Genomic DNA, 26,267 nt, shown 5'->3' on the forward strand with positions numbered 1-26,267 from the left:
CTTATTTCTGCCTTATCGAGCCATCACGCTGCGTCCCTAACTTGCGGTCATGTTCTTCACCTACCTGAGGCGCGAACTGCGCCGCCGCAGAAAGGCGGCTCTCGTCGTCGCCTCCGGCCTCGCGCTGGGTATCGCACTGGTCATCGTGGTCAACTCCGTGTCCTCCGGCATGGGGAAGGCGCAGGACAAGGTCCTCCAGTCGCTGTACGGCCTGGGGACGGACATGACGGTCACCAAGGCCGCGTCCGCGTCGACGAGCAGCTCGCAGCGTCCGCGCTTCAACTTCGACGCCCAGAACAACGGTTCGTCGAAGACGCAGAGCAGCGACCGCGTCATGGTGCAGGGCTTCACCACCCTCGCCTCCTCGACCGTCACCAAGGTCTCCGGCCAGAAGGGCGTCTCGACCGCGGTCGGCGGTCTGAGCCTCAACGTCGTCAAGATCAGCGGTCAGTTCACCCAGGGCCAGTTCCAGCAGAACCAGAACTCCGGCGGCGGCAACGGCGGCGGGTTCGGCGGCGAGGGCGGCGGCAACGGCCAGCCGCAGGGTGAAGTCCAGGGCGGTGGCGCCAACTTCGACGTCAACAGCTACAGCATCTACGGCACCGACGTCAGCAACGCCGACCTCGGCCCGCTGACCTCCTCGAAGATCACCAGCGGCCGTGCCTTCAAGACCAGCGAGACGGACGCCAAGGTCGTCATCGCCGACTCGGCCTACGCCAAGACGAAGAAGTACAAGGTCGGCTCCACGGTCACCATCAAGAGCGTCAAGTTCAAGGTGATCGGCATAGCCACCGCCAACTCCGGTGACTCGGCGGCCAACCTGTACATCCCGCTGAAGCGGGCGCAGACGCTCGCCAGCGAGAAGAACAAGGTCACCACGATCTACGTCAAGGCGACCGACTCCAAGCAGATCGACTCCGTCAAGAGCACGATCCAGAAGAACGTCTCGGGTACGACGGTCACCACCTCCGCGGACCTGGCCAAGACGGTCTCCGGCTCCCTGTCCACCGCCTCCAGCCTCGCCACCAACGTCGGCAAGTGGCTGTCCATCGCGGTGCTCGTGGCCGCGTTCCTGGTCGCAGGCCTGCTCACCTCCTCGGCGGTCTCCCGCCGCGTCCGTGAGTTCGGCACGCTGAAGGCGCTGGGCTGGAAGTCCGGCCGGGTCACCCGGCAGGTCATCGGCGAGGCCATGGTCAACGGCCTGGTCGGCGGTGCCCTCGGCATCGCGCTCGGCCTGGTGGGCGCCTACGTCGTCACCGAGATCAGCCCCACCCTGGAGGCCTCGCTCGGCAGCAGCGGCGGCGGCAACGGCGGTGGCGGCAGCGGCTTCCCCGGCGGCAACGGCGGCAACGGCGGTGGCGGCATGGGCGGCGGCATGGGCGGTCCCGGCCGGCAGACCGCGCAGACCCTGGAGGTCGCCCTGACCGCCCCGGTCAGCGTGACGACGATCGTCCTCGCGGTGGGCCTCGCGGTGGCCGGCGGTCTGATCGCGGGCGCGTTCGGCGGCTGGCGTGCGTCCCGGCTCCGCCCGGCGGACGCCCTCAGGCGCGTCGAGTAGCCGACGTCAGGTGTGGCTGGGGTGGGGGTGTCACCGCGCCCACCCGCGGCTGAAGCGCCCCGCGAGGGGCGCGGGGAACTGCGCGACCAGCCCCACCGGTCGGCGGCCGACAACGAACCGCCTCACCCCGAATTCTTTCCAGGAGCCACCATGTACGAACTCAGAAACGTCACCAAGGTCTACTCGCGCGGCAAGGACACCGTCCGCGCCCTCGACGGCATCGACCTCATCATCGCCGACGGCGACCGCCTGGTCATCCAGGGCCCCACCGGCGGCGGCAAGTCCACCCTGCTCCAGATGCTGGGCGGCCTCGACCGCCCCTCCTCCGGTGAAGTCGTGCTCGACGGAACCGACTTGGCGAAGCTCTCCGAGACCAAGCTCACCAGGGTCCGCAGCGAGAACGTCGGCTTCGTCTTCCAGTCGTTCAACCTGATCCCGACGCTCACCGCCCAGGAGAACGTCGAGACCGCCCTCGTCCCGCTCGGCGTCAAGACCAAGGAACGGCGCGCCCGCGCCGCCGAGGCGCTGACGTCGGTCGGTCTCGGCGAGCGCCTCGGCCACCTGCCCTCCGAGCTGTCCGGCGGTCAGCAGCAGCGCGTCGCCATCGCCCGGGCCCTCGTCAAGCAGCCCAAGGTGCTGCTGGCCGACGAGCCCACCGGCAACCTCGACGAGGGCATGCGCGACGAGATCATGGAGGTCCTGGAGAGCATGTGGAAGGAGCACGGCCTGACGTTCATCATGGTCACGCACGACTCCGCGATCGCGAAGAAGGCCCCTCGGCTGGCCACGATCCGCAAGGGCAAGATCACCGTCAAGGAGAACGCCGGCGCATAACACCGACGCCGTTCGCGCGACCGCGCGGTTGTGTAACGGTGTCCGCGCCGGTGAGTAACAGTTCTCACGCAGTCTTCTCACCGGTCTCTCATCTCTTGAGCCCGCTGATCACCCCCCGGCATACTCCGTATCCCGGGGGGTTGGCGCACGTGTGTGCGGGACTTCCCCCGGCCGGGTGAACGGGGAATTCGCCCGGTACACCGTCTCCCAGGGGGAGTCTTGCGCAGACAAGTGAAGAAGGCCGCCGCGGCCACGGTCGCCACGGCGGCCGCCGTCGCCCTCGCCGCGGGCATGACCAGCCCGGCGTCGGCGAAGCCGGAGGAGGGGGCCGCCTCGGCCGTCGCGGCGGCCCGCGCTTCGGTCACCGCCAAGCACCACGTCACCCTGATCACCGGCGACCGCGTCACCCTCGACACCAAGGGCCGTGTCGTGGGCCTGGACCGGGCCGAGGGACGCGAGCACATACCCTTCCGGATCAGCAGGACCGACGGGCACACCCTCGTCGTCCCCGGTGACGCCGTCCAGCTGGTGGCCTCCGGCAAGCTGGACCAACGACTGTTCGACGTGACCGAGTTGAACAAGGCCGCGACCCGCAGGGCACAGAAGAACGGCCTGAAGGTCATCGTCGGCTACAAGGGCACCGCCACGGCCGCCAAGGCCGACGTGCGGGACGCGGGCACCCTGCGCCACAGCCTCACGACGCTCAACGCCGACGCCGTGCAGACCCCGGTCAAGGACACCCCCGAGCTGTGGGACGCGGTCACCGACGGGGACCGGGCCGCCTCCGGCATCGCGCACGTGTGGCTCGACGGCGTCCGCAAGGCCAGCCTCGACAAGTCCGTGCCGCAGATCGGCGCGCCCACGGCCTGGGCGGCCGGCTACAACGGCAAGGGCGTGAAGATCGCCGTCCTGGACACCGGTGTGGACACCACCCACCCGGACCTCAAGGACCAGGTGATCGAGTCCAGGAACTTCACCTCGGCCGCCGACGCCCTGGACCACTTCGGCCACGGCACCCATGTCGCGTCCATCGCGGCCGGCACCGGCGCCAAGTCGGGCGGCAAGTACACCGGTGTCGCGCCCGGCGCGAAGATCCTCAACGGCAAGGTCCTGGACGACACCGGCTCCGGTGACGACTCCGGCATCCTCGCCGGCATGGAGTGGGCGGCCGCGCAGGGCGCCGACATCGTCAACCTCAGCCTCGGCGGCACCGACACCCCGGAGATCGACCCGCTGGAAGCCGAGGTCAACAAGCTCTCCCAGGAGAAGGACATCCTGTTCGCGATCGCCGCGGGCAACGAAGGCCCCGAGTCGATCGGTTCGCCGGGCAGCGCGGAGTCCGCGCTCACCGTCGGCGCCGTCGACGGCAACGACAAGCTGGCCGACTTCTCCTCCACCGGCCCCAGCGCCGACGGCTCCATCAAGCCGGACGTCACCGCGCCCGGCGTCGACATCACCGCCGCCGCGGCCAAGGGCAGCGTCATCGACCAGGAGGTCGGCGAGAACCCGGCCGGCTACCTGACCATCTCCGGTACGTCGATGGCGACCCCGCACGTCGCGGGCGCCGCGGCGATCCTGAAGCAGGAGCACCCCGACTGGGGCTACCAGGAGCTGAAGGGGGCCCTCACCGGCTCCGCCAAGGGCGGCGCGTACACGGCGTTCGAGCAGGGCGCCGGCCGCATCGCCGTCGACAAGGCCATCGAGCAGACCGTGGTCGCCGACCCGGTGTCGGTCGACTTCGGGGTCCAGCAGTGGCCGCACACCGACGACACCCCGGTCACCAAGCAGCTGACGTACCGCAACCTCGGCACCTCCGACGTGACGCTCACCCTGAAGTCGTCCGCCACCGACCCCAAGGGCGCGGCGGCCCCGGCCGGCTTCTTCACGCTGGGCGCGACCACGGTGACCGTCCCGGCGGGCGGCACGGCCTCGGTCGACGTCACCGTCGACACCAGGCTGGGCGGCACCCTCGACGGCGCCTACTCGGCGTACGTCACGGCGACCGGCGGCGGGCAGACCGTGCGCACGGCGGCCGGAGTGCAGCGCGAGGTGCAGTCGTACAGCGTGACCGTCCGGCACATCGGGCGCGACGGCAGCCCGACCGGCGTCTACAACACCGGCCTGATCGGCTACTCCGGCCTCGGCGCGGGCCGCGCCGTCACCGTGCCGACCTCCGACACCGGCACCGTCACGATCCGGGTGCCGAAGGGCACGTACCTGCTGGACGCCTGGATCGCGAAGGACTTCAGCACCTTCGACGACGGCCTCGACTGGCTGGTCCAGCCGAAGCTGAGCGTCACCCAGGACCTCACGGTCACCGTCGACGCCCGCACCACCGAGGCGGCCGACATCACCGTCCCGGACGCGAAGGCCAAGCCGCACTACGCGGCGGTCGACTACATGTACGACCCGGCCGGTGTCGGCATCGGCGTCGGCTTCGACAGCTTCGACAAGATCCGGATGGCGGCGCTGGGCGGCGAGGTCTCCAGCGGTCTGACCCAGACCTGGACCGGCCAGTTCACCAAGGGCGGCACCGAGGAGTACGACGTCGCCACCAGCGCCCAGGTCAAGAAGATCCAGGGCCGCAAGGTCCGGCACTTCAAGGCCACCGAGCTGGCCACGGTGAAGAACGCCGTCGGCGCCTCCGCGTCCCGCAAGACCGGCGCGATCAGCCCGTGGGGCATCGTCGGCGACGACTTCGTCATGGGCGACGCGGTGGAGCAGAAGCTGCCCGGCACCCGTACCTTCCACCTCTCCACCGTCAACGGCGCCCTGTGGGGCTTCGACGTCACGCAGTACTCGGGCCACGACGCCCAGGGCCTGCCGGTCGCCGACGCCTTCTACACCCTGGGCGACCCGCAGACGTTCAAGGCGGGCGTGACCTACAAGAAGACGTTCAACAGGGCCGTCTTCGGCCCGCACCTCAACTCCGAGTACGGCCTGTACCGCGAGGCCAACGAGATCTACGGCGTGGTGCCGCTGTTCGCCGACAGCAGCAAGCACGCGGGGTCCTCGGACTTCCTGTCGGTGAACACCACGCTGTACCGCAACGGCACCAAGGTCGGCTCCAACACGGACCCGCTGTTCGGCGGCGACACGTTCAAGGTGCCGTCCGGTGACGCCGAGTACCGGCTGACCACCTCGGTCATCCGCTCGGTCAAGGTCGCGGCCGCCTCCACCCGGATCGACGCCAGCTGGACCTTCCACTCCAAGAAGCCGTCCGGCATGGCCAAGCTCCCCGCCTCCACCGTGCACTTCGGTGCCACGACCGGCCTGGACAGCCGCGTCACGGCGGGCAAGAAGGCCACCTTCCCGGTCACCGTCGAGGGCTCGGCCGCCGGCCGCAACCTGAAGTCCCTCTCGGTCTACGTGTCGTACGACTACGGCAAGACCTGGAAGAAGCTGACGGTCAGCCACGGCAAGATCACCGTCAAGAACCCGGCCAAGGGCAAGGCCATCTCGTTCCACGCCAAGATCGCCGACAAGAAGGGCAACAAGTCGACGATCTCCCTCTACAACGCGTACTACGCCAAGTGAGCGCGTCGGCCGCCGAGTAGACCTTCAGCGAGCGGCCCGCCGGAAGCGCGGCTTCCGGCGGGCCGTTCTCGTCGTGCGAGAACTCCCTCGGGCACTCCCTCGGGCACTTCCTCGGGCACTTCCTCGGGATCTCCCGCGAGACGTCCCGCGAGATCCACGGCGGATCAGGGCGCGGGGGCGACCCGGGTCGCGTCCGCGCCCCAGCTGGCCAGCAGCCGCAGTGCCCCGGCCGACGCCGAGCCCGGCTCCGCGTGGTACGTGACCAGGGCCTGCTCCTGGTCGTCAGGCATCCGGAACGACTCGTAGTACAGCGACAGCTCGCCCACCAGCGGATGGTGCATCCGCTTCAGTCCGTGGCTCTTCTCCTTGACGTCGTGCGTCGCCCACAGCCTGCGGAACTCCTCGCTCTTCACGGACAGCTCGCCCACCAGCGCGGACAGCCGGGTGTCGTCCGGATAGCAGCCCGCGTCCATGCGCAGCTGGCAGACGATGTCGATCGCCTTCTGCTCCCACTCGACGAACAGGTCGCGGTAGTCGGCGCGCAGGAACGTCAGCCGCGCCCAGTTGCGCTCCGCCACCGGCAGCTCCGCCCAGTCACCGAAGAGCGCCGCCGCCAGCCTGTTCCACGCCAGGATCTCCGAGCGCCGCCCCACGATGTACGCCGGTACGCCGTCCATCGCGTCCAGCAGCTGCGCCAGCGACGGCCGTACCTGCTGCGGCCGCGTCGACGCCTTCTTCTTGTGCTGCTTGCCCTTGGCGAGATGGGTGAGGTGCGCGTGCTCGGCGTCGGAGAGCCGCAGCGCCCGGGCGATCGAGTCCAGCACCTCCGCCGACACGTTCCGCCCGTTGCCCTGCTCCAGGCGCGTGTAGTACGCCACCGACACCCCGGCCAGCTGCGCCAGCTCCTCGCGCCTGAGCCCCGGCACCCTGCGGTGCCGCCCGAAGTCGGGAAGCCCCACGTCGGAGGGTTGCAGCCGGGCCCGCCTGCTGCGCAGGAACTCGCTCAGCTCGGCCCGCCGGTCCAGCGACGGCGACGCGGACGGCGACGGGGACGGCGCCTGCGACGAGGACGGGGACGGCGGCGGGGCGGGCGCGGCGGCGGGCAGGGGACGGTCTTCCATACATCCAGTATTCACGGTCGTACGCACAGGAACCTGACCCCGCCAGTGGTAGGCACGGCAGTCGTACGCAGAGGCGAGGGCTGGGTCGCGGACGTAGCGTGGAGGAGTCTGTAAGCGTGCCCGGGGCGGAAGAAGGCGACCGGGCGCGAAGACATCCCTAGGAGAGAACCCCCCTCATGACCACTGTTGCTGCTTACGCCGCGCCCGCCGCGAAGGCCCCGCTGGAGCGGACCACCATCGAGCGGCGCGCGGTCGGCGAGTTCGACGTCCTCATCGACGTCGCGTTCGCCGGAATCTGTCACTCCGACATCCACCAGGCCCGCGAGGGCTGGGGCACGGCGATCTTCCCGATGGTGCCCGGCCACGAGATCGCGGGCGTCGTCTCCGAGGTCGGCACCGGCGTCACCAGGTACGCGGTGGGGGACCGGGTGGGCGTCGGCTGCATGGTCGACTCCTGCCGCACGTGCGACCACTGCAAGGCCGGTCTCCAGCAGTACTGCACCGGCGGCGGCCCGACCTGGACGTACAACTCCGTCGGCAAGGACGGGCAGCCCACCTACGGCGGCTACGCGCAGAAGATCGTCGTCGACGAGAACTACGTCGTCCGCATCCCCGACGGCCTCCCCCTCGACGTCGCGGCCCCCCTCCTGTGCGCCGGCATCACCACGTACTCCCCGCTCAAGCACTGGAACGCCGGCCCCGGCAAGAAGGTCGCGGTCGTCGGTCTGGGCGGCCTGGGCCACATGGGCGTGAAGATCGCGGCGGCGCTCGGCGCCGAGGTCACCGTCCTGTCCCAGTCCCTGCGAAAGAAGGACGACGGCCTGAAGCTGGGCGCGACGCACTACCTCGCCACCAGCGACCCGAAGACCTTCGAGGACCTCCGGGGCACCTTCGACATCATCCTCAACACGGTGTCGGCGCCGCTCGACTACGACGCCTACCTGTCCCTGCTGGGCCTGGACGGCGCGATGGTGAACGTCGGCATCCCGGAGGAGCCGGTCCGCATCCTGCTGTCCGCGGTGTTCGGCCGCCGCCGCTCGCTGAGCAGCTCCAACATCGGCGGCATCCAGGAGACCCAGGACATGCTGGACTTCTGCGCCGAGCACAACCTGGGCGCCGAGATCGAACTGATCCGGGCGGACCAGATCAACGAGGCGTACGAGCGGGTCGTGCACAGCGACGTCCGCTACCGCTTCGTGATCGACACGGCGACCATCTGAGTCACCCCGGCCGGGCGGACGAGCACCCTCCCGGCCGGCAACCAAGGCAAGCCTCACCTCGTCCGTCCCGGGGGGTACGTTGGACGGGAGGAGGTCTCCACGATGACCGTGAACCTGAACCACACCATCGTCGCCGCGCACGACAAGCACGCCTCGGCGAGGTTCCTCGCCGACATCCTCGGCCTCGAAGTCAGCCCGGAATACGGCCCGTTCGTACCGGTGGCCGTCCCCAACGGCGTCACCCTCGACTACATGGACACCCCGGGCGAGATCCCGCGGCAGCACTACGCCTTCCTGGTCTCCGAAGCGGACTTCGACGAGATCTTCGGCCGCATCCGGGCGGCCGGCCTCGCCTACTGGGCCGACCCGTCCCACCGCCGCCCCGGCGAGATCAACACCAACGACGGCGGCCGCGGCGCCTACTTCGACGACCCCGACGGCCACCGCCTGGAGATCCTCACCCGCCCCTACGGCAGCGGCTGACCCAGGGGCTCGTCCGCCTCCCTCCCCCTCTCCGGCGGATAATGTCCGTCTGTTCGAAGCGCGCGCCTGTCCGGAAGGGCGCACCCAGGGGGAGGGCCAGTGAGCAGCGGTACGGGGTCGGCGGTCGGCAGCACCTGGCGGCTCGACGACGAGAAGGGCGGGGCACTCGCCGGGCGGTGGTGGAAGTGGGCACTGTCCGCGCCGGACGAGGTGAGCCCCGTGCGGGACACCACCGGTGAGCACGCCGGCTGGAAGCAGCCGGACGACCTGTGGTTCCTCGCCGGGACGTACGGCGGCCGCGTGGTGCGCCGGTGCGCCGTGCCCTCCGACCGGCCGCTGTTCTTCCCGGTGCTCAACATCCAGCACCCGAGGAGCCACTCCAAGGTGCCCAGGACCCTGGGCCTCAGGGAGGCCACGGCGTTCGTGAACGGGGTGCCGCTGGCGCTCCAGGAGTTCACCGGCCCGTTCCGCATCGGCCTGTTCCGCTACCTCTCCTGGGGGATCTGGGGCGGCATCACCCCGCTCATCCCCGGCCAGTACGTCCTGGAGATCAAGGCGGAGTCCACGGGCGGTTTCTGGGTCGACACCACGTACCACCTGGAAGCCAAGCCGCTCTGACCCCCGCGCCCCGCTTTCCTCCCGTTCTCAGCCCTTCAGCCCTCTCAGCCCGTCCTGCGCGGCCATGACGAGTTCGACGCCCCGGGTGTCGGCGGCGGGCTCGCGCATCTGGTTCGTCACGTACGCCATCGCCATCCGCTCGTCCGGGTCGATCCAGACGAGCGCGCCGCCCCAGCCGCCCCACCCGAGGGCGTTGCCGAAGAGGCCGTAGCCCAGGCCGTACCGGGCCGGCATGCCCAGGACGCGGTCCTCGCCCTCGAACTGCGGCTCGCGGGCCCGCGCGCACCCCGCCGGGGACAGCACCCGCACCCCGCCGACGCTCCCGCCGCAGGCGAGCAGCGACTGCACGAGGGCGACGGAGCGGGCGTTGCCGAAGCCGCCGGCCGCGGGGATCTCCGCGCGCCGCCAGGCGAGACTGTTGCCGTCGCGGACACGGAGGGCGGTGGGGGTGGCGGGGGTGGCGGGCGTGCCGGAGACGTCCGCTGCGGTGGCGCCCGACGCGGTGGCGTCCGCTGCGGTGGCGCCCGACGCGGAGACGTCTGGAGCGGTCGTGGCTGGTGTGCCGGCGTCCGAAGCCGTCGTGGCTGGTGTGCCGGCGTCCGAAGCCGTCGTGGCCGGTGTGCCGGCGTCTGGAGCGGTCGTGGCTGGTGTGCCGGCGTTCGGAGCGGTTGTGGCCGGTGGTGTGGTGTCGCGGCTCGCCGCGCCCGCGGTGTACTCCTCGTCCCGGCCCGGCGGCGGCACCGTCGGCGCCACCCGCCGGTCGTGCTCGGCACCGAGGCCGATGTGGAAGTCCGCGCCCAGCGGCCCCGCGATCTCCTCCGCGAAGAACCGGCCCGGGCCGCGCCCGGTGATCCGGCGCACCACCTCACCCACCAGGAACCCCTGGGTGAGCGAGTGGTACCCGGCGGCGGTCCCCGGCTCCCACTGCGGAGCCTTGCCGGCGAGCCGGGCCGTGGCCGACGCCCAGTCGTACAGCTCCTCGACCGGCCCGTCCCAGTCCGGCAGCCCGGCGGTGTGCGAGAGCAGGTGCCGTACCAGCACCTTCTCCTTGCCGGCCGCGGCGAACTCGGGCCAGTACCGGGCGACCGGCGCGTCCGTGTCCAGCTCGCCGCGGTCGGCCAGCACCAGCGCGCACAGCGCCGTCATCGTCTTGGTCACCGAGTACACGTTGACGATCGTGTCCCGCTCCCACGGCACGCCCCGCCCGGCGTCGGCGGACCCGCCCCACACGTCCACCACGGGCTCCCCGTCGACGAAGACCGCGACGGCACCGCCCACGTCCCCCTCGTCGAGCAGCCCGGCGAGCATGGCGGGTACGGCGGCGAACAGTTCGTCATAGTCCCCATGGATGTCGGCCATACAGGCATTGAGCCGCCTGGACCGGACCCCGGCAACCGGATTTCCGGGCCGGCGCGATCCGCGACGACCCCGACGCGTACCGGTTGCGGGTACCGGACGCAGGGACCCGCCGCACGTACCGGCAGGTAGGCGGCCGGGCGGCCGAGGAATCGCCCGGGACCCTCGTGTGTTGAGGTGAGTGGTCACGCAAGGACACCGGCGGCGTACCGGCCGGAGGCCCGGTGACCGAGCCGAGCGAGACACACACATGGGAGGAGACCCGGAATGGCTGCGCAGACGCAGAGGGCCGTGCTGGCGGGAGGATGCTTCTGGGGGATGCAGGACCTGATCCGCCGGCTCCCGGGCGTGACGGAGACCCGGGTCGGCTACAGCGGGGGCGACGTGCCGAACGCGACGTACCGCAACCACGGCACGCACGCGGAGGCCGTCGAGATCCTCTTCGACCCGGAGAAGACCGACTACCGCGCGATCCTGGAGTTCTTCTTCCAGATCCACGACCCGAGCACCAGGAACCGCCAGGGCAACGACATCGGCCTCAGCTACCGCTCCGCGATCTACTACGTGGACGACGAGCAGAAGCGGATCGCCGAGGACACGATCGCGGACGTCGACGCCTCGGGTCTGTGGCCGGGCCAGGTCGTCACCGAGGTCGAGCCGGTCGGCCCCTTCTGGGAGGCCGAGCCCGAGCACCAGGACTACCTGGAGCGCTACCCCGACGGTTACACCTGCCACTTCCCCCGCCCCGGCTGGCGCCTGCCCGCCCGCACGAAGGACTGACACCGCCCGCCCCGCTCACCCCTGATCCGACCCGCCCCGACCCGACCGGCCCCGGCACAGGGCGATATCCGCCCCGCCGGGTCGCGCGGGGTCGAGGTGGGGGCCGGGCGCGGTGAGCAGGGCGCGCAGCGGGGCGGTGTCGGGCGTGTCGGCGACGGCCGCGTCGATGGCGTCGTCCATGCCCTGCTCCCACCGCTCGGGCAGGAAGAGTCCAGGCCGCCCCGACCACCAGGCGACGTCCGGTGCGGCGTCTCCCGACTCGACGAGTCGCAGATGGACCAGGCCCGCGAGTCCGTCGAAGATCCTGGGCCGGATGAAGTTGCGGGCGGACGGCCCGGTCAGCCGTGACGCCTGGTACGGCTTGGGGACGCGGTCGGCGACGGCCGTCCACAGCAGGCCGCGGTCGATCGCGTCGAGTACCTCCTCCAAGCCGGGCAGGCGGTCGTCCGACGCCTCCTCGGCCGTGGCGTCCCGTCGTACGGCCGCCGATTCCTCAGCACCCTGCCCCGCCGAGCGGAGCGCCCTGGCCACGGCGACCCGCAGCGGCCGGGACCAGCCGTCGGCGTCCTCGACCGCGTGGGCCATGACGAGGTCGTCCCAGCTCGTGCGCCGCAGGAGCGCCGCCTCCCGCGGCAGCGTGCGTTCCTCCAGCGCGGCGAACACCCGGTCCGTGTCCCGCAGCAGGGTCAGCGCGGCCGGCCCGTCGGCCGGCTGGGCGGGCCGTTCGTCAGTGGGCGGCTTCTCGATCCGCTTCTCGATCCGGTTCTCGATCCGGGCGATCCGTTCGGCTGTCGGCGGGTGCGAGTCGTACGGGTGCGGCCGCGGCGGCCGCCGCCCGGCGGAGAGCTCGGCGAGCCGCTCCCCGGTACGGGCGGCGAGCAGCCGACGGAAGGCGCCGTACACCTCGCCCACGGGCGGCAGCGCTCCCTGCGACCTGCCCATTCCTGCGTACGTCTCCAGGTAGTGGGCGTACGCACCGTCGAGCACCGGAAGGGCGCGCAGGGCGGAGGCCGTCGTGTCACGCCCCGCGTACCGGGCGGCCATCTGGTCGGCGGCGAACTCCTGGTGGCGGGCGACGGACTGCGAGGTGCGCAGGAACACCCGGGCGTAACCGACGTACAGGGCACCGATCACGAAGTGCAGCCTGGTTCCGCCCTGCTGGAAGGCCTCGACCGTGCGCACCACCGCTTTCCGGCCGCGCATCGTGACACCGCCGAGCCGGGTGTCGAGGTGTGCGTAGTGGCCGAACTCGTGGGCGAGGACGGCGCGCAGCTGCGGGACGGTCAGCCCGGCGAGCAGCGGCAGTCCGAGGTGCATACGGCGGCGTCCGGGCAGCAGCCCCAGCAGGCGGCTGTGCTCGGCGACTCCCGCGTTGACCTCGGCGTCCAGGTACAGCTCGTCCGGCGGCCGCTGCCCCGTCGCCTCGGCGGCGATCCGTATCTGTTCCCACAGCTCGGGCTGGTCCTCGGGGGCGACCGCAACCGCGTCCGGCACCGGGCCGAGACGCCCGGCCCGCAGAAAGGTGAGCATGCCCTGCACGATCGCCACCGCCAGCAGAACGGTGACGGTCACGACCATGCCCTCCAACCAGGCCGCCTGCGCGGTGAACAGGCGGGTCATCAGCAGCCAGTCGAGCACCGCCATGGCCGCCAGCAGAACCGCGCCCATCAGAAAGAAGCCGACCAGCAGAGCGAACGCGTGGACAGCGCGCAGCCGAAACGTCATCGAGGAATCTCCCACCCACCTGATCCAGCAGCCTGAGGAGGCCAAAGCGTTCGCGGATACTACCTGCGGCTTCTCGGCCCGGGTGCGGTGCGCCGCTCCCGGGCCGACGGGAGGCCGCCCGGGCGGACAGCCCCTTCATCCGCGCAGGTGGGCAAGTTCCTCGTCCGCGACGGGGTAGGGGCGTTCCTGGGGCAGCAGACGGGCGGCGGAATCCAGATCACCACCGCTGACGAGGGTGCGGATCTCGTGGGCGAGCGGGGTCACGTCACGGACGGCGACGGTCCACTCGTCCGCGTAACGCCGTGCGGCCTCACCGGAGAGCCCCAGTTGCAGGGACCGGTACGACAGCGGCCGGAGGTGCAGGTCCCGTTCGGGGTCCCACTGCACACGAGCGGGCGCCCGCTTCAACTCACGCTGCCAGGAGGCCCGGTCGGGGTGCAGCGTGTACGTAGCTCGACAGACACGCGTGACGCAGCGCCCACTCGAATCCGTCCCGGCAGATCTCCACCGCCAGGACGACCTCCTGCCCCTCCTTCGCACCCCAGCCGCAGCGGTACATCATCCACAGGAACGACGGCTTGATCCATGTCATCCGGTCGCGCTTCCACACGCCGGGGAAGCGGCCCTCGCGGACAGCGGGCAGTCCGATGGTCGGCGCGTAGGCCTGATAGACGGTGATCGTGGACTCGGAGTAGGTCGCGCGAATCCCGCGGAGCGGTTGTTCCATGCCGTACAGCGTGAGGTCGGCCCGGTCGGTCGGCCACTGATTTTCGGGTGACCGTCCGGGGGGTGGGAGCCGGGCCGCTTCTCCGGCACATTGGACGTACTCGGCCGAGGGGAAGCCGTGGTGGGGGAGGGGAGAGCGATGACGGAACCCGGTCTGTTCGAGCGGGGAGCGGTCGTGCTGGCGCAGCCGAAGCGTTCGCACTGGCGCAGGTACGCGGGCCCCGACCTGGCCCTCTCCACCGTGGACGGGACCCCGCTCGCCTCGGTCAGCCACACCGACGACACGTACTCCGTCCTCACGAAGGCCTCCGGCGAGTTCCTCCTCCGTATCGAGCAGTCCGGGCCGGTGGAGTTCCGCTTCACCGACGCCGAGGGCCGCGAGATCGGCACCGCCGGTACCCGTCGCGTCGCCAAGTCACGTCAGCTCAGGCTCCGGACGGAGCGCGGCCGTCAACTCCTCCTCACACGGCTGGGTCTCCTCTACGCCGAATGGCGCCTCACGGAGGCCGGTCCGGAAGGGGACCCGGCGCCGGAGATCCTCGGCCGGGTCACGGTGAGCACCATCGACTCGTGGATCGGGCTACAGCAGTACGCCGTCGAAACGACCCCGCTCCTCGACGCCTCCGAACGCCTGACCGTCATCGCCTCGGTCATCTGCCTCCACCGACTCCGCCGACCTCCGGGAGAGAACACCTCGCCGATGTGAGAGGCCCCCGAAGCCGTCGGAGACCCGCCGCCGACAGGCCTTTGTCCGGACTGTCCCGCAAACGATCAACTTTTCTGCTCTGTCGCAGCGTTGGGCCGATGCCCTACTCTGGAACTCACTGACCCGGGCGCCCAAGGCGCAGCAGATCGGGGGACGCACATGAATTCCCGGCCACGTGGTGGCTTCAAGGCGCTCCACGCGCCCCTTGGCAACGTTCTCACCGCGTTGACATTGGCCGTCCGGATTCGTGTGTTCCACCTAGCCATCTCCGGTCGCCGATGTTCGCGTAGGACTCGGAAGGACCGTTGTGTCTGCTCCCTATCAGACGTGCAACCACCGGCTCTATGAGGTTCTGATCGCTCTCGAGACGTCCGTGATCCTAGGGTTCCTGGCCGGCCTTCTCGTGGCGTTGCTCAATGCATCGCCCCTGGCGGCGGTATGCGCAGGAGGCGCGACCATCGCGGGCTGCTTCGGCATAGCCATGGGCGCGGTCACCTACGTCACGAAGCAGAACACCTAGCTCCACACCCGGGGCGGCTGTTCCTCCGGCCGCCCCGGAAACGCGTCGTAACGGATCCCTGCGTCCCTACGCCAGGGAAACCCGGCTGCGGAGGCCGGCGGCTCCCCGGCGCTGGGCAACGCCGGTCACGGCCATGTCTGGGACGCGACCGCGCGGATCGGACGAACGCGGCAGCAGCGCCAACACCGGGATGCCTCGCGGTGCAGGACGCCCGAGGCAGTGTCACGGGCACCGCGCGCCGACTGCTCCTCGGTCGCCCTCGCACCAGTAAGCGCGTTCAGCACTTGGTGAAGAGCGAGCCTTTTCCCACCTGTTGTTTCCGCTGCTCGGCGCCTCCCCGCAGCGACGCGCCGGTGCAACAGCCCTCTCAGTACGGCGCCATCACCAAGTCGCCGCTCACCCGCAACCCGACTTGGGCTGCCAGCCACGGTGCACGCTCAGCCTCCACCTGCTTGACGTGGACGAAGACGGTGTGGTCGGCCGCAGGCTCCTCAAGGTCGAGGTCGCAGGCATGGACGCACAGCGTGACGAACGCTCCGCGGGTCCCGCCTGCCCCCAGACCTACCTCGGGAGCCTCGGGCCAGGCGTTGAAGTCCCACCGCACCGTCGCCGGGCTGTCGCCAACCGCCTGGAGAAACGGCTGCACCATGTCCGGTGCCCCGGCCCAGCGCCGCAGCCGGACAGGCAGGAGGGCCGACGGATCATCCCCGCGCTCCGACGAGCCGTCTCTCCCCCCTTCCGCCCACCACTCGACGTCCGGCAACACGGCCAGCACCGCCGAAAGCGAGCGGGCCGAGGAGATCCGCACGTCGAAATCGACTTCAAGGCCTCCGAGGTCGGCGATCCCAAGAAGCCTCTCGACGGTGTACAACCCCTCGGACAGATCCGCTGTTCTCAGGATGGGCTGTGCGTAGGAGTTGGACACGACGGCGAGTATTCCGGTGAAGGGCATTGCCCGATCTGTGGTGATGGGTTTGCTGATCGTCGAGTAGATCTCCAGGAGCCTGCAGGCATGACATGCAGATCTCGATATTGCGACTCGGTTCGGTACCCCGTCTTCCGGATGCCCACCCGTCGTGCAACGAGTTGTGCGTCGCGCCCGCTGTTGCTTCAGAGGCCGGCCGGGTTGCCGGGCAGCCAGGCGCGGTGGGCGTCGCGTAGGCGGTCCCGCTCCTCGGGGCTCGTCGCGATGACGTCCGCGCCGCCGTCGTACGGATGGTGGATACGGGTGAGTCCGCTGTCGGTGATGATCACTTCGCTGAGCACGTCGTCCGCCACTTCACGGAGGATGCCGTCGACCGTGCCTGGTCGCCAGGGGCGGTGGTCGGCGTAGAGGTGCGTGTAGCTGTGGAGTTCGGGGTCGGGATCGTCGTCGTACGCGAGCGTCGTCCATCGGGTGCCTTGGGGGTGGACCTTGTGCCGCTCCGGCGGGAGTTCCGGACCGTCCGGTTCCCAGGACCAGGCCACGGTGACGACGTAGACGTCGGTGCCTGCGAAGAGTTCGTCCAGGACCGTGTTGTACCGGTGGAGGGCGACGGCGTACTCGTCCTCGGTCTGCGGGTAGCGCTTCGAGTCGGGAAGGCTGTGGAAGCGCACCCAGCGATCGCCGTAGGCAGTGCGCAGTTCGTGGGCGATCGGGGGCCCCTTCGGGAACTGGCGCTGCCACAGTGCTGACAGACGCTCTCCGTCCGGGCCGCGGCTCATCCCTCGGCCGACGCCACACCGATCGGGCAGGACACGCCGGTGCCGCCCAACCCGCAGTACCCACCGGGGTTCTTGTCGAGGTACTGCTGGTGATAGGCCTCGGCCGGGTAGAAGGGGCGGTCCTGGGCCGGGAGGAGTTCGGTGGTGATGGTGCCGCTGTGGCCGGAGGCGGTGAGGCGTTTCTGGTAGGTGTCGCGGCTCGCCCCGGCCGTCGCCGCCTGGGCGTCGGTGTGGGTGTAGATCGCCGAGCGGTACTGCGTGCCGACGTCGTTGCCCTGGCGGAAACCCTGCGTCGGGTTGTGGGCCTCCCAGAAGGTCTTCAGGAGGCGGTCGTACGAGATCAGCTTCGGGTCGTAGACCACGCGCACGACCTCCGTGTGGCCGGTGAGGCCCGAGCAGACCTCCTCGTAGAAGGGGTTCTCCGTGTGTCCGCCCTGGTAGCCGACGAGCGTCGTCCACACACCCGCCGGGAGCTGCCAGAACTTGCGTTCGGCGCCCCAGAAGCAGCCGAGGCCGAAGTCGGCGGTCTCCAGGCCCTCGGGATAGGGGCCGAGGAGGGGGTTGTGCAGGACGGTGTGGCGCTCGGGGACCTCGAACGCGGGCGCGGACCGGCCCTTGAGCGCCTGCTCCGGAGTGGGCAGCTGCGGCGTGCGGCTGAAGAGCATGGGGTCTCCCTGTCGGTCGGGGGGAGGAGAGGGACGGATTCGCCGGTCGGGGGCGGGAGGCGGAGGGGAGCTGAAGGGGGTCGGGGAGGGCCGGGAGGGACAGGCGGGCCGTGCCCGCCTGTCCCTGCAACGTGCCGCGCGGCGGGCGAATTCCGGTCACGGCTGTGCCGTCGTGGTGGCCTCCGCCGCCAGCTGCGCCGTCGTGTTGCGGACCCGGCAGTAGTACGCCGCCGGGTTGCCCCGGTAGCGCCAGGGGAGCGCGTTCACATAGCCGTCGACCAGCTTGAACTGCTCCAGCGCCGCCTCGTCGCGGTCCTGGAGGTGGAGGTAGAAGGCCAGGAGGTGACGCAGCTCGGGCAGGCGCGGGTGCGCCGGGTCGGCCGCGGCCGCGTCGGCCAGGCCCGCGTCGACCCGGGCCACCATCTCCGGCGTGTTGTCGGCCGCCGTGTCCTCGGACTCGTCGTGCTCGAAGTGCGCCACCAGCGGCAGCACCGTCAGCAGACCGCCCAGCGGTGCCGCGGCCGCCGCCCGCTCGGCGAACTCCGTGGCCAGCTGCCGAGAGCCCCGCCACTTCGCGCACCAGAACTGCAGCGCCGAGTAGTGCGCCTCGTAGTGGTGCGGCGCCCGCGCGGTGATCTCCGTCCACAGCCTGTCCATCTCGGAGTGGGGGTAGCCCAGGCCCAGCGCCACCCATATCTCGGTGATGTACGGCGTCGGGTCGTCCGGGTTCAGGGCCGCGGCCCGCGCGATCTCCTCCCGGGCCGACCGCAGCGTGCGGTGGAACGCCTCGAACTGCTCCCCGGTCGTGTTCCGCGCCCGCTGCGCGCCCCGCAGCTCCCAGGCGAGCAGCACCGTGCTGCGCGCCCGCACCACCGCCGCGTCCGGGTCCTCGGGGCGTTCCGCCTCCCAGGCCAGCAGCCAGCCGTCCTCCTCCTTCGCCTGCTCGGCGAGCAGGTAGGCGACGGCCGACCGGCGCTCCCAGTCCCGGCCGACGGTCTCCAGCAGCGTGGCGCCGGACCGCCAGTCGCCGCCGCGCACGGCCGCGACCGCCGCCGCCCACTCGGCGGGCAGCGGCCCGGCCAGCTCCGTGTTCTGCCGCTCGGCGGGCAGCAGTCCGAGCCGCTCGGCGGCCCGCTCCTTCTCGGCGTCCGACTCCGCGTCGGCGTCGGCGTCGGACGGGCTCGGGGAGAAGAACTCCTTGAGGAACACCCCGGCCAGCCACAGCACGAAGGCCAGCGTCGGGACGGCGAGGACGCCGAGGATCCACAGCAGTACGGTCATGGCTTTCGCTCTCGTGTCAGACCGGCTGCGGAGCCGGCGGCAGCAGTGCCCGCAGCGGGGCGGTGTCGGGGTGGTCGGCCAGCGCGGCCGCCACGGCGGCGTCGAGCGCCTCCTCCGTGCCCGCCTCGCCGTCCAGGTCGGAGGCGGAACCCGGCAGGCGCACCGTCGCCGGCCGCGACCAGGAGAACTCCCAGCGCAGCAGCGACCGCGCGCTGAACTCCGCCAGCACCATGCTCTGCAACGAGTCCCGCAGCACCGGCCGGACGAACTCCCGGAACGCCCGGCCCTTCGCGGCCGCCGCCTGGTCGGACAGCGGCAGCCGCTGGGCCAGCTGCCACAGCTGACCGTCGTCGATCACCGTGAGCAGCGCGGGCAGCGTCGGCCGGTCCTTGGTGTAGAAGGCCAGCGCCCGGTGCAGCGGGGTGTCCAGCGAGGCCAGCCCCACCGCCATCGACGCGTCCAGCAACTGCTCCCACTCCGGCGCCCGTTCGAACTGCTGTACCTCGTCGGTCAGGACCGTGTCCTCCAGCGCGGCCAGCGTCCGGGCCGGGTCGGCGAGCAGCGCCAGCGCCGGGCCGCCGTCCTCCCCGCCACGGCCGTCGGCCGGCAACTCCTCGATCCGCATCACCCGGTTGGCGATCGGCGGATGCGAGTCGTACGGCGAACGGGGCTCCGTCGGCAGCTTCTCCCGCATCTTCGCCAGCTCCGCCTCACGGGCGGTCAGCATCCGGCCGAAGCCGCCGAAGAACTGCCCGCGCGGCGGCAGTCGGCGGGCCGGGACGCCGAGCGTCGCGTACGACTCCAGGTAGAAGTCGTGCGCCGTGGACAGGATCGGGATCTCGCGCAGTGCCGAGGCGGTCGCGTCCCGGCCGGCGATCCGCGCGGCGGCCAGGTCGGCGGAGTACTCCTGCGCGCGGGCCGTCGACAGCGTGGCCCGCATGTAGAGCTTCGCGTACGCCGTGTAGATCGCCGCCATCATCCGGTACGTGAACCCGGCGCCCGCGGTGTCGATCTCCTTGGCCTTCTTGCCCTTGGCGGTCCGCTTGGCGGCGGCCTTCTCCTGGCGGGCGCGCTCGGCGGCCTCCTTGCCGTCGGCCTTCGCGTGGAAGTGCCCCACGGTCCGGCCGATCTGCGCCCGGCCGCGCACGACGAGCGCCGACAGCCGGGTGTCCCCGCCGGTGAAGTGGCCGTACTCATGGGCGAGTACGGCCTTGAGCTGGGCCTCGGTCAGCCCGGTCAGCAGCGGTACGCCCAGGTAGAGGCGGCGCGGTCCGGGGAGCAGGCCGAGCAGCCGGGGCTCCTCGCTGACCGCCGCGTTGACGTCACCGGTGAGCACGATGCTCTCCGGCGCGCGGGTGCCCGTGGCCACGGCGAGTTCCTCGACCAGCGCCCACAGCCGGGGCTCGTCGGCCGCCGTGACCGGGATGCCGGCCAGGCCCTCGCCCTTGGGCGTGCGGAGCATGAACATGCCTCGCACGACCGGGATCGCCAGCAGCAGGGAGACGATCACGATCTTCCCCGCGACGGCGCTGGGCGCCCACCTCACCGCCGCCGCGTCGACGGCGACCGCCACCGCCAGCAGGACGAGGCTCAACAGATAGAAACCGCAGAGCAGTACAAGGGCGCGCAGCGCCCGCAGAGTTGCGCCCATCGGGCAGATCCCCCCACAGGACCCCAGAAAAGGGAACCGACAACGACACGGAAGCACGGACAGAACGTGCGGTGGTACTGGTGTGGGGGGATGCCGGAGTATGCCCTACCGCAGGTCAGGGCGCCAATCGAGGTGCCCCGACGGTCGGTCGGCGTGCCCTGACGGCCCTTCTGCGCCGTCGGCCGAGCCGTGTCGTCGGCTGAGTCGCGTCGTCGGCCGGGCCGTGTCGTCAGCTGAGCAGTGTTGCCGGGCTGCCCCCGTTCGCCTCGTACCCCGCCACCGCCAGCGCGCGGAAGAGGGCGAACTCGGCGGCCGGATCACCCGACAGCGTCCACGGCAGGGCCCCCACGTGCCCGTCCACGCGTATCAGCTCGCCCATGGCCTCCGCCCAGCGCTCGGAGCGCACCAGGAAGAACACCAGCAGGTGCCGGACGTGCGCGAGCATCGGGTCGTCCTGGCGGGCCGAGTGCACCGCGTGCAGCGCGCCGTGGACCGCCTTGGTGACGACCTCGCTCTGGTAGAAGCTCGCCACCAGGTTGACCTCGGGCAGGTGCTCGAAGACCGCGAACAGCGGCATCGCGGCCAGCAGCGAACCCCGCGGGGCGCGTGCCGCGGCGGCCTCGGCGAAGGAGTACGCCGTCTCGCGCGAGCCGTGCCACTTCTCGCACCAGTAGTGCAGCGCCGCCAGATGCGCCCCCATGTGGGCCGGCGCGCGGTCCAGGATCTTCAGCCAGAGCTTCTCGAACTCCGGCTGCGGGTAGTTCAGCCCGCGCGCCACGGAGAGCTCGACGACGTACGGCACCGGGTCGCCGGGGGACAGCAGCGCCGCCTGTCCGCAGGCGTCCCTGGCCTCCTCCATGATGATCCGGAAGTCGTCCGTGCCCGGCGTGGACGTCCGCCAGGCCTGCTGGACCAGGAACTCCGCGTGCACGGCGGCGCCGCCCGCGTCCTTGGGCTGCTCGGCCCGCCACACCCGCAGCCACTGCCCGCCCGGCGTCTCACTGACCCCGCCCGGCCGCTGCTGGAGCTCCAGGGACGCCGCGCCGGCGAAGGCCTGGACGCGCTGCCAGCGCAGCTCGCCCGTGATCTCCGTGCCCGCGAGCAGCTGCGAGGCGGCCCGGTAGTCCTGGGTGCGCTGCACCACGTCGAGGACGTCGAGCAGGTCCTGGTCGGGGCCGGGCATGCGGATGTCCAGGTCCTCCTCGCGCACGAATCCGTAGTGCGCCGGGTCGGCGGCGTCCGGGTGGCTCGGGTGGACCCGCTCGATCATGCCGCGCCGCCGCCGCAGCACGGGAAGCAGCGCGAAGCTCAGCAGGAGCATCGCCATCAGGGCCCAGAGAATCGCCATGCCACAAGCGAACCAGACGGCGCCGACAATTGGCCAACCGGTCCCGTGACCTGTGGACAACCGGTGCCACAGCCTGTGGACAACGCACTCGGGACGCCGGAGCACTAGGCTCGTCGTCCATGAGCGACAGGCACATCAGTCAGCACTTCGAGACGCTCGCCATCCACGCGGGCAACACGGCGGATCCCCTCACCGGTGCGGTCGTACCGCCGATCTACCAGGTCTCGACCTACAAACAGGACGGCGTCGGCGGCCTGCGCGGCGGCTACGAGTACAGCCGCAGCGCCAACCCCACCAGGACCGCCCTGGAGGAGAACCTCGCCGCGCTGGAGGGCGGGCGGCGCGGGCTCGCGTTCGCGTCCGGGCTGGCGGCCGAGGACGCCCTGCTGCGCACGCTGCTCAGCCCCGGCGACCACGTGGTCATCCCGAACGACGCCTACGGCGGCACGTTCCGGCTGTTCGCGAAGGTCGTCTCCCGGTGGGGCGTGGAGTGGTCCGTCGCCGACACCAGCGACCCGGCCGCCGTGCGCGCGGCGATCACCCCGAAGACCAAGGCGGTCTGGGTGGAGACCCCCTCCAACCCGCTGCTCGGCATCACCGACATCGCCGCCGTCGCCCAGGTCGCCCACGACGCGGGCGCCAGGCTCGTCGTCGACAACACCTTCGCCACGCCGTACCTCCAGCAGCCGCTCTCGCTCGGCGCGGACGTCGTCGTGCACTCGCTGACGAAGTACATGGGCGGTCACTCGGACGTGGTCGGCGGCGCGCTGATCGTGTCCGACCAGGCGCTCGGCGAGGAGCTGGCGTACCACCAGAACGCGATGGGCGCGGTCGCCGGGCCCTTCGACTCGTGGCTGGTGCTGCGCGGCACCAAGACGCTCGCGGTGCGCATGGACCGGCACAGCGAGAACGCCACGAAGGTCGCCGACATGCTGAGCCGGCACGCGCGCGTGACGCGTGTCCTCTACCCCGGTCTGCCCGAGCACCCGGGGCACGAGACCGCCGCCAAGCAGATGAAGGCCTTCGGCGGCATGGTGTCCTTCCAGGTCACCGGCGGCGAGGTGGCGGCCGTCGAGGTCTGCAACCGCGCCAAGGTGTTCACGCTCGGTGAGTCCCTCGGTGGCGTCGAGTCGCTGATCGAGCACCCGGGCCGGATGACCCACGCGTCCGTGGCGGGCTCCGCCCTGGAGGTCCCCGGCGACCTGGTGCGCCTGTCCGTGGGCATCGAGAACGTCGACGACCTGCTGGAGGACCTCCAGCAGGCGCTCGGCTAGAGCGGTCCGCGCGGCCCGGCACGGCGAGGTCCGCGCGGCCCGGCATGGCGCGGTCTGCGCGGCCCAGTACGGTGCGGTCCGCGCGGGGCCGGTGCGGCGCGGTCCGCGCGGCCGGCTCACCAGCCGACGAGCGGTGGAGTCGTCGTGGACGGCGGCTCCACCCACGGGTGCACCGTCACCGCCCAGACGGTGAACACCACCACGGCCGTGCACAGCAGCAGCCACAGCAGGCGGCCGGCCCGGCGCCTGCGCCGCAGCAGACGGCCGCCCCGGCGGACCGCCTCGCCGTGCAGGTCGGGCGGTACCGGGGGCGGGGTCCGTTCCATGATCCGGCGGGCGGCGGCCTCGCGTTCGACGCGGTTCACGACGGCGCCACCTTCGCGCCCAGCACCGTGGGCGCCGTGTCGCGGGGCGGGTGCAGCAGGGTGGCCGTCGCGCGGTCGCAGATCGTGTGCACGCGGTCCGTGGGCATGCCGAGCAGCGCGGCCGCCTGTTCCTCGGCCACCCCCTCGTACAGCCGCAGCACCAGGATCAGGCGCTCCTGCGGGGTGAGGGCGGCGAGGGCGCTGCCGGGGTGCGGGCGGGTGCGGCTCAGCGGACCGCCGTACTGGTGCCAGGCGGAGTTCGCGAAGCGCAGGGCGAGGAACTGGCGGGCCCGGTCGTACGGGTCCTCGCCGCGCAGCCGGTGCCAGCACGCGTACGTGTGCGCGAGCGCGCGGGTCAGCAGGCGGCGCGCGCGGGGGTTGGCGTCCGGGGCCTCGGCGGTCAGCAGCGTGGCGGCATGCAGCAGCCGTCCGGCCGCGCCCGCGACGAACGCCTCGAACTCCCGGGCCCGGCGGGCGTCCTGGGACACCTGCCGATCACGCACCGTGCCTCCCCGTCCACAGGGACCCCGGACACGGGTTCGACGGGGGCCCGGTCTCATATGAGGACAGGTGCGGGCCCACGGTCAAGAGCCGCGCGACACACGCGCGTGCCGGACGCACGGCCGGGACGATCCGTCACGCACGCGCGAGGGAGGGCGCGGATGGGAGGCCACCGAGGTCAGAGCACTGGTGTCAGGGAACCGATGCCGGCGCGCCGGTGCCAGGACGAGGACGTCAGCACACGGGTGTCAGGACACGGGTGTCAGCACGCGGGGTCAGGAGGCAGGGGCAGCAGGCGAGGTCAGGACGTCGGTGCCGTCGGCTCCGTGGTCGGCGGCATGGCCATGCGGGCGGAGAGAGCGCTGTTGAAGCGGGTGAGCAGCGCGCAGAACGTCTCGCGCTCCTCCGGCTCCCACTCCTGCGTCAACTCGGCCATCAACTGACGCCGCGAGGAACGCACTTCCTCCAGCCGCGACAGCCCGCGCGGGGACAGTTGGAGGACCACGGCCCGCCCGTCCTCGGGGTGCGAGGTGCGCTTGACGAGCCCGGTGTCGACCAGCGGAGCCACCTGCCGGGTGACCGTCGAGGAGTCGATCCCCATGCTCGCGGCGAGCGCCTTCACGCCCATCGGGCCTTCGTTGTCGAGACGGTTGAGCAGCAGGTACGCGGCGCGGTCCATGGAGTTGCGCACCTGTCCGACGCCACCGAGCCGGGTCTGTTCGGCACGGCGGGCGAACACCGCCACCTCGTGCTGCAGCGTGTCGAGGAGACCGCTGTCACCGACGGTCGTCATGTCCATCGACATTTCAGGTGTTGTGGGCATGGCCGGGGGCTCACTTCATGAAGAGTGCTGTAGTGGGGGACAGAGTACGCGGACAGGGGGCGAGCCGTACCGGCGCTGCGCAAACCGGTCTCGGAGCTTGGTCACACCCACGGCTTCGGCCTGTGAACTGCGAGACTTGAGTCATGAGCTACGGCACGGCTGACTCCTTGCGCCACGTCACCCTCGACGACGTACGAGGCGCCCAGAAGATGCTCGCGGGCATCGCGCGGGTGACCGCGATGGAGGGCAGCCGGCACCTGTCCCAGCTGGTCGGGGCGCCGGTGCACCTCAAGTGCGAGAACCTCCAGCGGACCGGCTCGTTCAAGCTGCGCGGCGCCTACGTGCGCATCGCCGGACTGCTGCCCGAGGAGCGCGCCGCCGGGGTGGTGGCCGCCAGCGCCGGCAACCACGCGCAGGGCGTGGCGCTGGCCTCGTCGCTGCTCGGCGTGCACTCGACCGTGTTCATGCCCAACGGCGCCCCGCTGCCCAAGATCAGCGCCACCCGGGACTACGGCGCGGAGGTGCGGCTGCACGGCCAGGTGGTCGACGAGACGCTGGCCGCCGCCGAGGAGTACGCGGCCGAGACCGGCGCGGTGTTCATCCACCCCTTCGACCACCCCGACGTCATCGCAGGCCAGGGCACGGTCGGCCTGGAGATCCTGGACCAGTGCCCGGAGGTCGGCACGATCGTCGTCGGCATGGGCGGCGGCGGGCTCGCGGCCGGGATCGCGGTCGCGGTGAAGGCGCTCAGGCCGGACGTGCGGATCGTCGGTGTCCAGGCGGAGGGCGCGGCCGCGTACCCGCCCTCGCTCGCCGCCGGGCACCCGGTCACGGTGCGCAACCCGGCGACGATGGCCGACGGGATCAAGGTCGGGCGGCCCGGCGACGTGCCGTTCGCGATCGTCGAGCACCTGGTCGACGAGGTCCGCACGGTCGGCGAGGACCAGCTCTCCGCCGCACTGCTGCTCTGCCTGGAGCGGGCCAAGCTGGTCGTGGAACCGGCCGGAGCCAGCCCGGTCGCCGCCCTGCTCGGGGACCCCGGCACCTTCGACGGGCCGGTCGTCGCCGTGCTGTCCGGCGGCAACGTCGACCCGGTGCTGATGGAGCGGGTGCTGCGGCACGGCATGGCCGCGCAGGGCCGCTACCTGGCCGTACGGCTGCGGCTGACCGACCGTCCGGGTGCCCTCGCCACGCTTCTCGGGGTGCTGACCGTGGTCGACGCCAACGTCCTCGACGTGAGCCATGTCCGGACCGACCCCCGGCTCGGGCTCTCGGAGGCGGAGGTCGAGCTGCACCTGGAGACCAAGGGGCCCGTGCACTGCGCCGAGGTCGAGCACGCCCTGCGCGAGGCCGGTTACACGGTCATCGACTGAACCGCCGCCCCCCGTTCACCCGTCCGCCCTCCCCACCCGGCCGCCTTCTCCGCCGCCCCCGCCCGGCCGCCGCCTTCCCTGCCCGGCTGCCTCCCCCA

The 26,267-nt window shown here is 71.5% G+C and carries 23 protein-coding genes and 1 pseudogene; 11 read left to right on the forward strand and 13 right to left on the reverse strand.

The window, feature by feature from the left end; translation table 11 throughout:
- Positions 1-49 precede the first annotated feature (49 nt).
- The 3 genes from ACZ619_RS24105 to ACZ619_RS24115 all read left to right on the forward strand — a co-directional run bounded on the left by ACZ619_RS24105 (position 50) and on the right by ACZ619_RS24115 (position 5,929).
- Positions 50-1,558 (forward strand): ABC transporter permease, encoded by a 1,509-nt coding sequence (locus ACZ619_RS24105; protein WP_469602449.1) that lies wholly within the window; start codon positions 50-52, stop codon positions 1,556-1,558.
- Between the two features lie 150 nt (positions 1,559-1,708).
- Positions 1,709-2,392, forward strand: coding sequence for an ABC transporter ATP-binding protein (locus ACZ619_RS24110; protein ID WP_469602452.1), 684 nt, complete (start codon positions 1,709-1,711; stop codon positions 2,390-2,392).
- A gap of 219 nt (positions 2,393-2,611) precedes the next feature.
- Positions 2,612-5,929 (forward strand): S8 family peptidase, encoded by a 3,318-nt coding sequence (locus ACZ619_RS24115; protein WP_469602455.1) that lies wholly within the window; start codon positions 2,612-2,614, stop codon positions 5,927-5,929.
- 164 nt (positions 5,930-6,093) lie between these two features.
- Here the strand turns inward: ACZ619_RS24115 and ACZ619_RS24120 are convergent, their stop codons facing one another.
- Positions 6,094-7,050, reverse strand: coding sequence for a helix-turn-helix domain-containing protein (locus ACZ619_RS24120; RefSeq protein ID WP_469602458.1), 957 nt, complete (start codon positions 7,048-7,050; stop codon positions 6,094-6,096).
- 176 nt (positions 7,051-7,226) lie between these two features.
- Here ACZ619_RS24120 and ACZ619_RS24125 point away from each other — a divergent pair, with 176 nt between their 5' ends.
- The 3 genes from ACZ619_RS24125 (at position 7,227) to ACZ619_RS24135 (ending at position 9,371) form a co-directional block, all read left to right on the forward strand.
- Complete coding sequence (locus ACZ619_RS24125) at positions 7,227-8,270, forward strand: NAD(P)-dependent alcohol dehydrogenase (protein ID WP_469602461.1); 1,044 nt, start codon at positions 7,227-7,229, stop codon at positions 8,268-8,270.
- Positions 8,271-8,372: 102 nt separating this feature from the next.
- Positions 8,373-8,753: a VOC family protein gene (locus ACZ619_RS24130; protein ID WP_469602466.1), complete on the forward strand. Its 381-nt coding sequence runs from the start codon at positions 8,373-8,375 to the stop codon at positions 8,751-8,753.
- Between the two features lie 99 nt (positions 8,754-8,852).
- Entirely contained in the window at positions 8,853-9,371 is a 519-nt protein-coding gene (locus tag ACZ619_RS24135; protein WP_469602469.1) for a hypothetical protein, read from the forward strand.
- Positions 9,372-9,398: 27 nt separating this feature from the next.
- On the opposite strand, the gene ACZ619_RS24140 is transcribed toward ACZ619_RS24135, so the two are convergent.
- Complete coding sequence (locus ACZ619_RS24140; RefSeq protein WP_469602471.1) at positions 9,399-10,730, reverse strand: serine hydrolase domain-containing protein; 1,332 nt, start codon at positions 10,728-10,730, stop codon at positions 9,399-9,401.
- A gap of 264 nt (positions 10,731-10,994) precedes the next feature.
- Between ACZ619_RS24140 and msrA (ACZ619_RS24145) the strand changes: the two genes are divergently transcribed.
- Positions 10,995-11,507: a peptide-methionine (S)-S-oxide reductase MsrA gene (msrA, locus tag ACZ619_RS24145; protein WP_469602474.1), complete on the forward strand. Its 513-nt coding sequence runs from the start codon at positions 10,995-10,997 to the stop codon at positions 11,505-11,507.
- 15 nt (positions 11,508-11,522) lie between these two features.
- Here msrA (ACZ619_RS24145) and ACZ619_RS24150 read toward each other — a convergent pair whose 3' ends face one another.
- Both ACZ619_RS24150 and ACZ619_RS24155 read right to left on the reverse strand, forming a co-directional pair.
- On the reverse strand, positions 11,523-13,232 hold the full coding sequence (locus tag ACZ619_RS24150; protein WP_469602477.1) for a M48 family metallopeptidase: 1,710 nt from the start codon (positions 13,230-13,232) through the stop codon (positions 11,523-11,525).
- 135 nt (positions 13,233-13,367) lie between these two features.
- A pseudogene (locus tag ACZ619_RS24155) lies at positions 13,368-13,959 on the reverse strand (DUF4291 domain-containing protein).
- Positions 13,960-14,097: 138 nt separating this feature from the next.
- Here ACZ619_RS24155 and ACZ619_RS24160 point away from each other — a divergent pair.
- Positions 14,098-14,664 carry a hypothetical protein gene (locus tag ACZ619_RS24160; RefSeq protein WP_469602480.1) on the forward strand — a complete coding sequence of 189 codons (567 nt, stop codon included), beginning with the start codon at positions 14,098-14,100 and terminating at the stop codon, positions 14,662-14,664.
- A 307-nt stretch (positions 14,665-14,971) separates the two neighbouring features.
- Complete coding sequence (locus tag ACZ619_RS24165) at positions 14,972-15,184, forward strand: hypothetical protein (RefSeq protein ID WP_469602483.1); 213 nt, start codon at positions 14,972-14,974, stop codon at positions 15,182-15,184.
- A gap of 367 nt (positions 15,185-15,551) precedes the next feature.
- Here ACZ619_RS24165 and ACZ619_RS24170 read toward each other — a convergent pair whose 3' ends face one another.
- The 6 genes from ACZ619_RS24170 to ACZ619_RS24195 all read right to left on the reverse strand — a co-directional run bounded on the left by ACZ619_RS24170 (position 15,552) and on the right by ACZ619_RS24195 (position 21,833).
- Positions 15,552-16,109, reverse strand: a complete 558-nt coding sequence (locus ACZ619_RS24170; protein ID WP_469602485.1) for a hypothetical protein — start codon at positions 16,107-16,109, stop codon at positions 15,552-15,554.
- A gap of 185 nt (positions 16,110-16,294) precedes the next feature.
- Positions 16,295-16,888: a DUF3885 domain-containing protein gene (locus ACZ619_RS24175; RefSeq protein ID WP_469602488.1), complete on the reverse strand. Its 594-nt coding sequence runs from the start codon at positions 16,886-16,888 to the stop codon at positions 16,295-16,297.
- On the reverse strand, positions 16,885-17,553 hold the full coding sequence (gene msrA, locus ACZ619_RS24180) for a peptide-methionine (S)-S-oxide reductase MsrA (RefSeq protein ID WP_469602491.1): 669 nt from the start codon (positions 17,551-17,553) through the stop codon (positions 16,885-16,887). The genes ACZ619_RS24175 and msrA (ACZ619_RS24180) overlap by 4 nt, the downstream gene beginning before the upstream one ends.
- A 156-nt stretch (positions 17,554-17,709) precedes the next feature.
- Positions 17,710-18,834 (reverse strand): hypothetical protein, encoded by a 1,125-nt coding sequence (locus ACZ619_RS24185; RefSeq protein WP_469602494.1) that lies wholly within the window; start codon positions 18,832-18,834, stop codon positions 17,710-17,712.
- Positions 18,835-18,850: 16 nt separating this feature from the next.
- Positions 18,851-20,485 (reverse strand): M48 family metalloprotease, encoded by a 1,635-nt coding sequence (locus tag ACZ619_RS24190; protein ID WP_469602497.1) that lies wholly within the window; start codon positions 20,483-20,485, stop codon positions 18,851-18,853.
- A gap of 229 nt (positions 20,486-20,714) precedes the next feature.
- Positions 20,715-21,833, reverse strand: a complete 1,119-nt coding sequence (locus ACZ619_RS24195) for a hypothetical protein (RefSeq protein WP_469602498.1) — start codon at positions 21,831-21,833, stop codon at positions 20,715-20,717.
- 119 nt (positions 21,834-21,952) lie between these two features.
- On the opposite strand from ACZ619_RS24195, the gene ACZ619_RS24200 reads away from it, so the two are divergent.
- Positions 21,953-23,107, forward strand: coding sequence for a cystathionine gamma-synthase (locus ACZ619_RS24200; protein WP_469602500.1), 1,155 nt, complete (start codon positions 21,953-21,955; stop codon positions 23,105-23,107).
- A 116-nt stretch (positions 23,108-23,223) separates the two neighbouring features.
- Here the strand turns inward: ACZ619_RS24200 and ACZ619_RS24205 are convergent, their stop codons facing one another.
- The 3 genes from ACZ619_RS24205 to ACZ619_RS24215 all read right to left on the reverse strand — a co-directional run bounded on the left by ACZ619_RS24205 (position 23,224) and on the right by ACZ619_RS24215 (position 24,778).
- On the reverse strand, positions 23,224-23,472 hold the full coding sequence (locus ACZ619_RS24205; RefSeq protein ID WP_469602503.1) for a hypothetical protein: 249 nt from the start codon (positions 23,470-23,472) through the stop codon (positions 23,224-23,226).
- Positions 23,469-23,975 (reverse strand): sigma factor-like helix-turn-helix DNA-binding protein, encoded by a 507-nt coding sequence (locus ACZ619_RS24210; protein ID WP_469602506.1) that lies wholly within the window; start codon positions 23,973-23,975, stop codon positions 23,469-23,471. The genes ACZ619_RS24205 and ACZ619_RS24210 overlap by 4 nt, the downstream gene beginning before the upstream one ends.
- A gap of 299 nt (positions 23,976-24,274) precedes the next feature.
- On the reverse strand, positions 24,275-24,778 hold the full coding sequence (locus ACZ619_RS24215) for a MarR family winged helix-turn-helix transcriptional regulator (RefSeq protein ID WP_469602509.1): 504 nt from the start codon (positions 24,776-24,778) through the stop codon (positions 24,275-24,277).
- Positions 24,779-24,939: 161 nt separating this feature from the next.
- Between ACZ619_RS24215 and ilvA the strand changes: the two genes are divergently transcribed.
- Positions 24,940-26,169, forward strand: coding sequence for a threonine ammonia-lyase (gene ilvA / locus ACZ619_RS24220; RefSeq protein ID WP_469602513.1), 1,230 nt, complete (start codon positions 24,940-24,942; stop codon positions 26,167-26,169).
- Positions 26,170-26,267 lie beyond the last annotated feature (98 nt).

It is taken from the genome of Streptomyces sp. NPDC104367 (assembly GCF_055583825.1).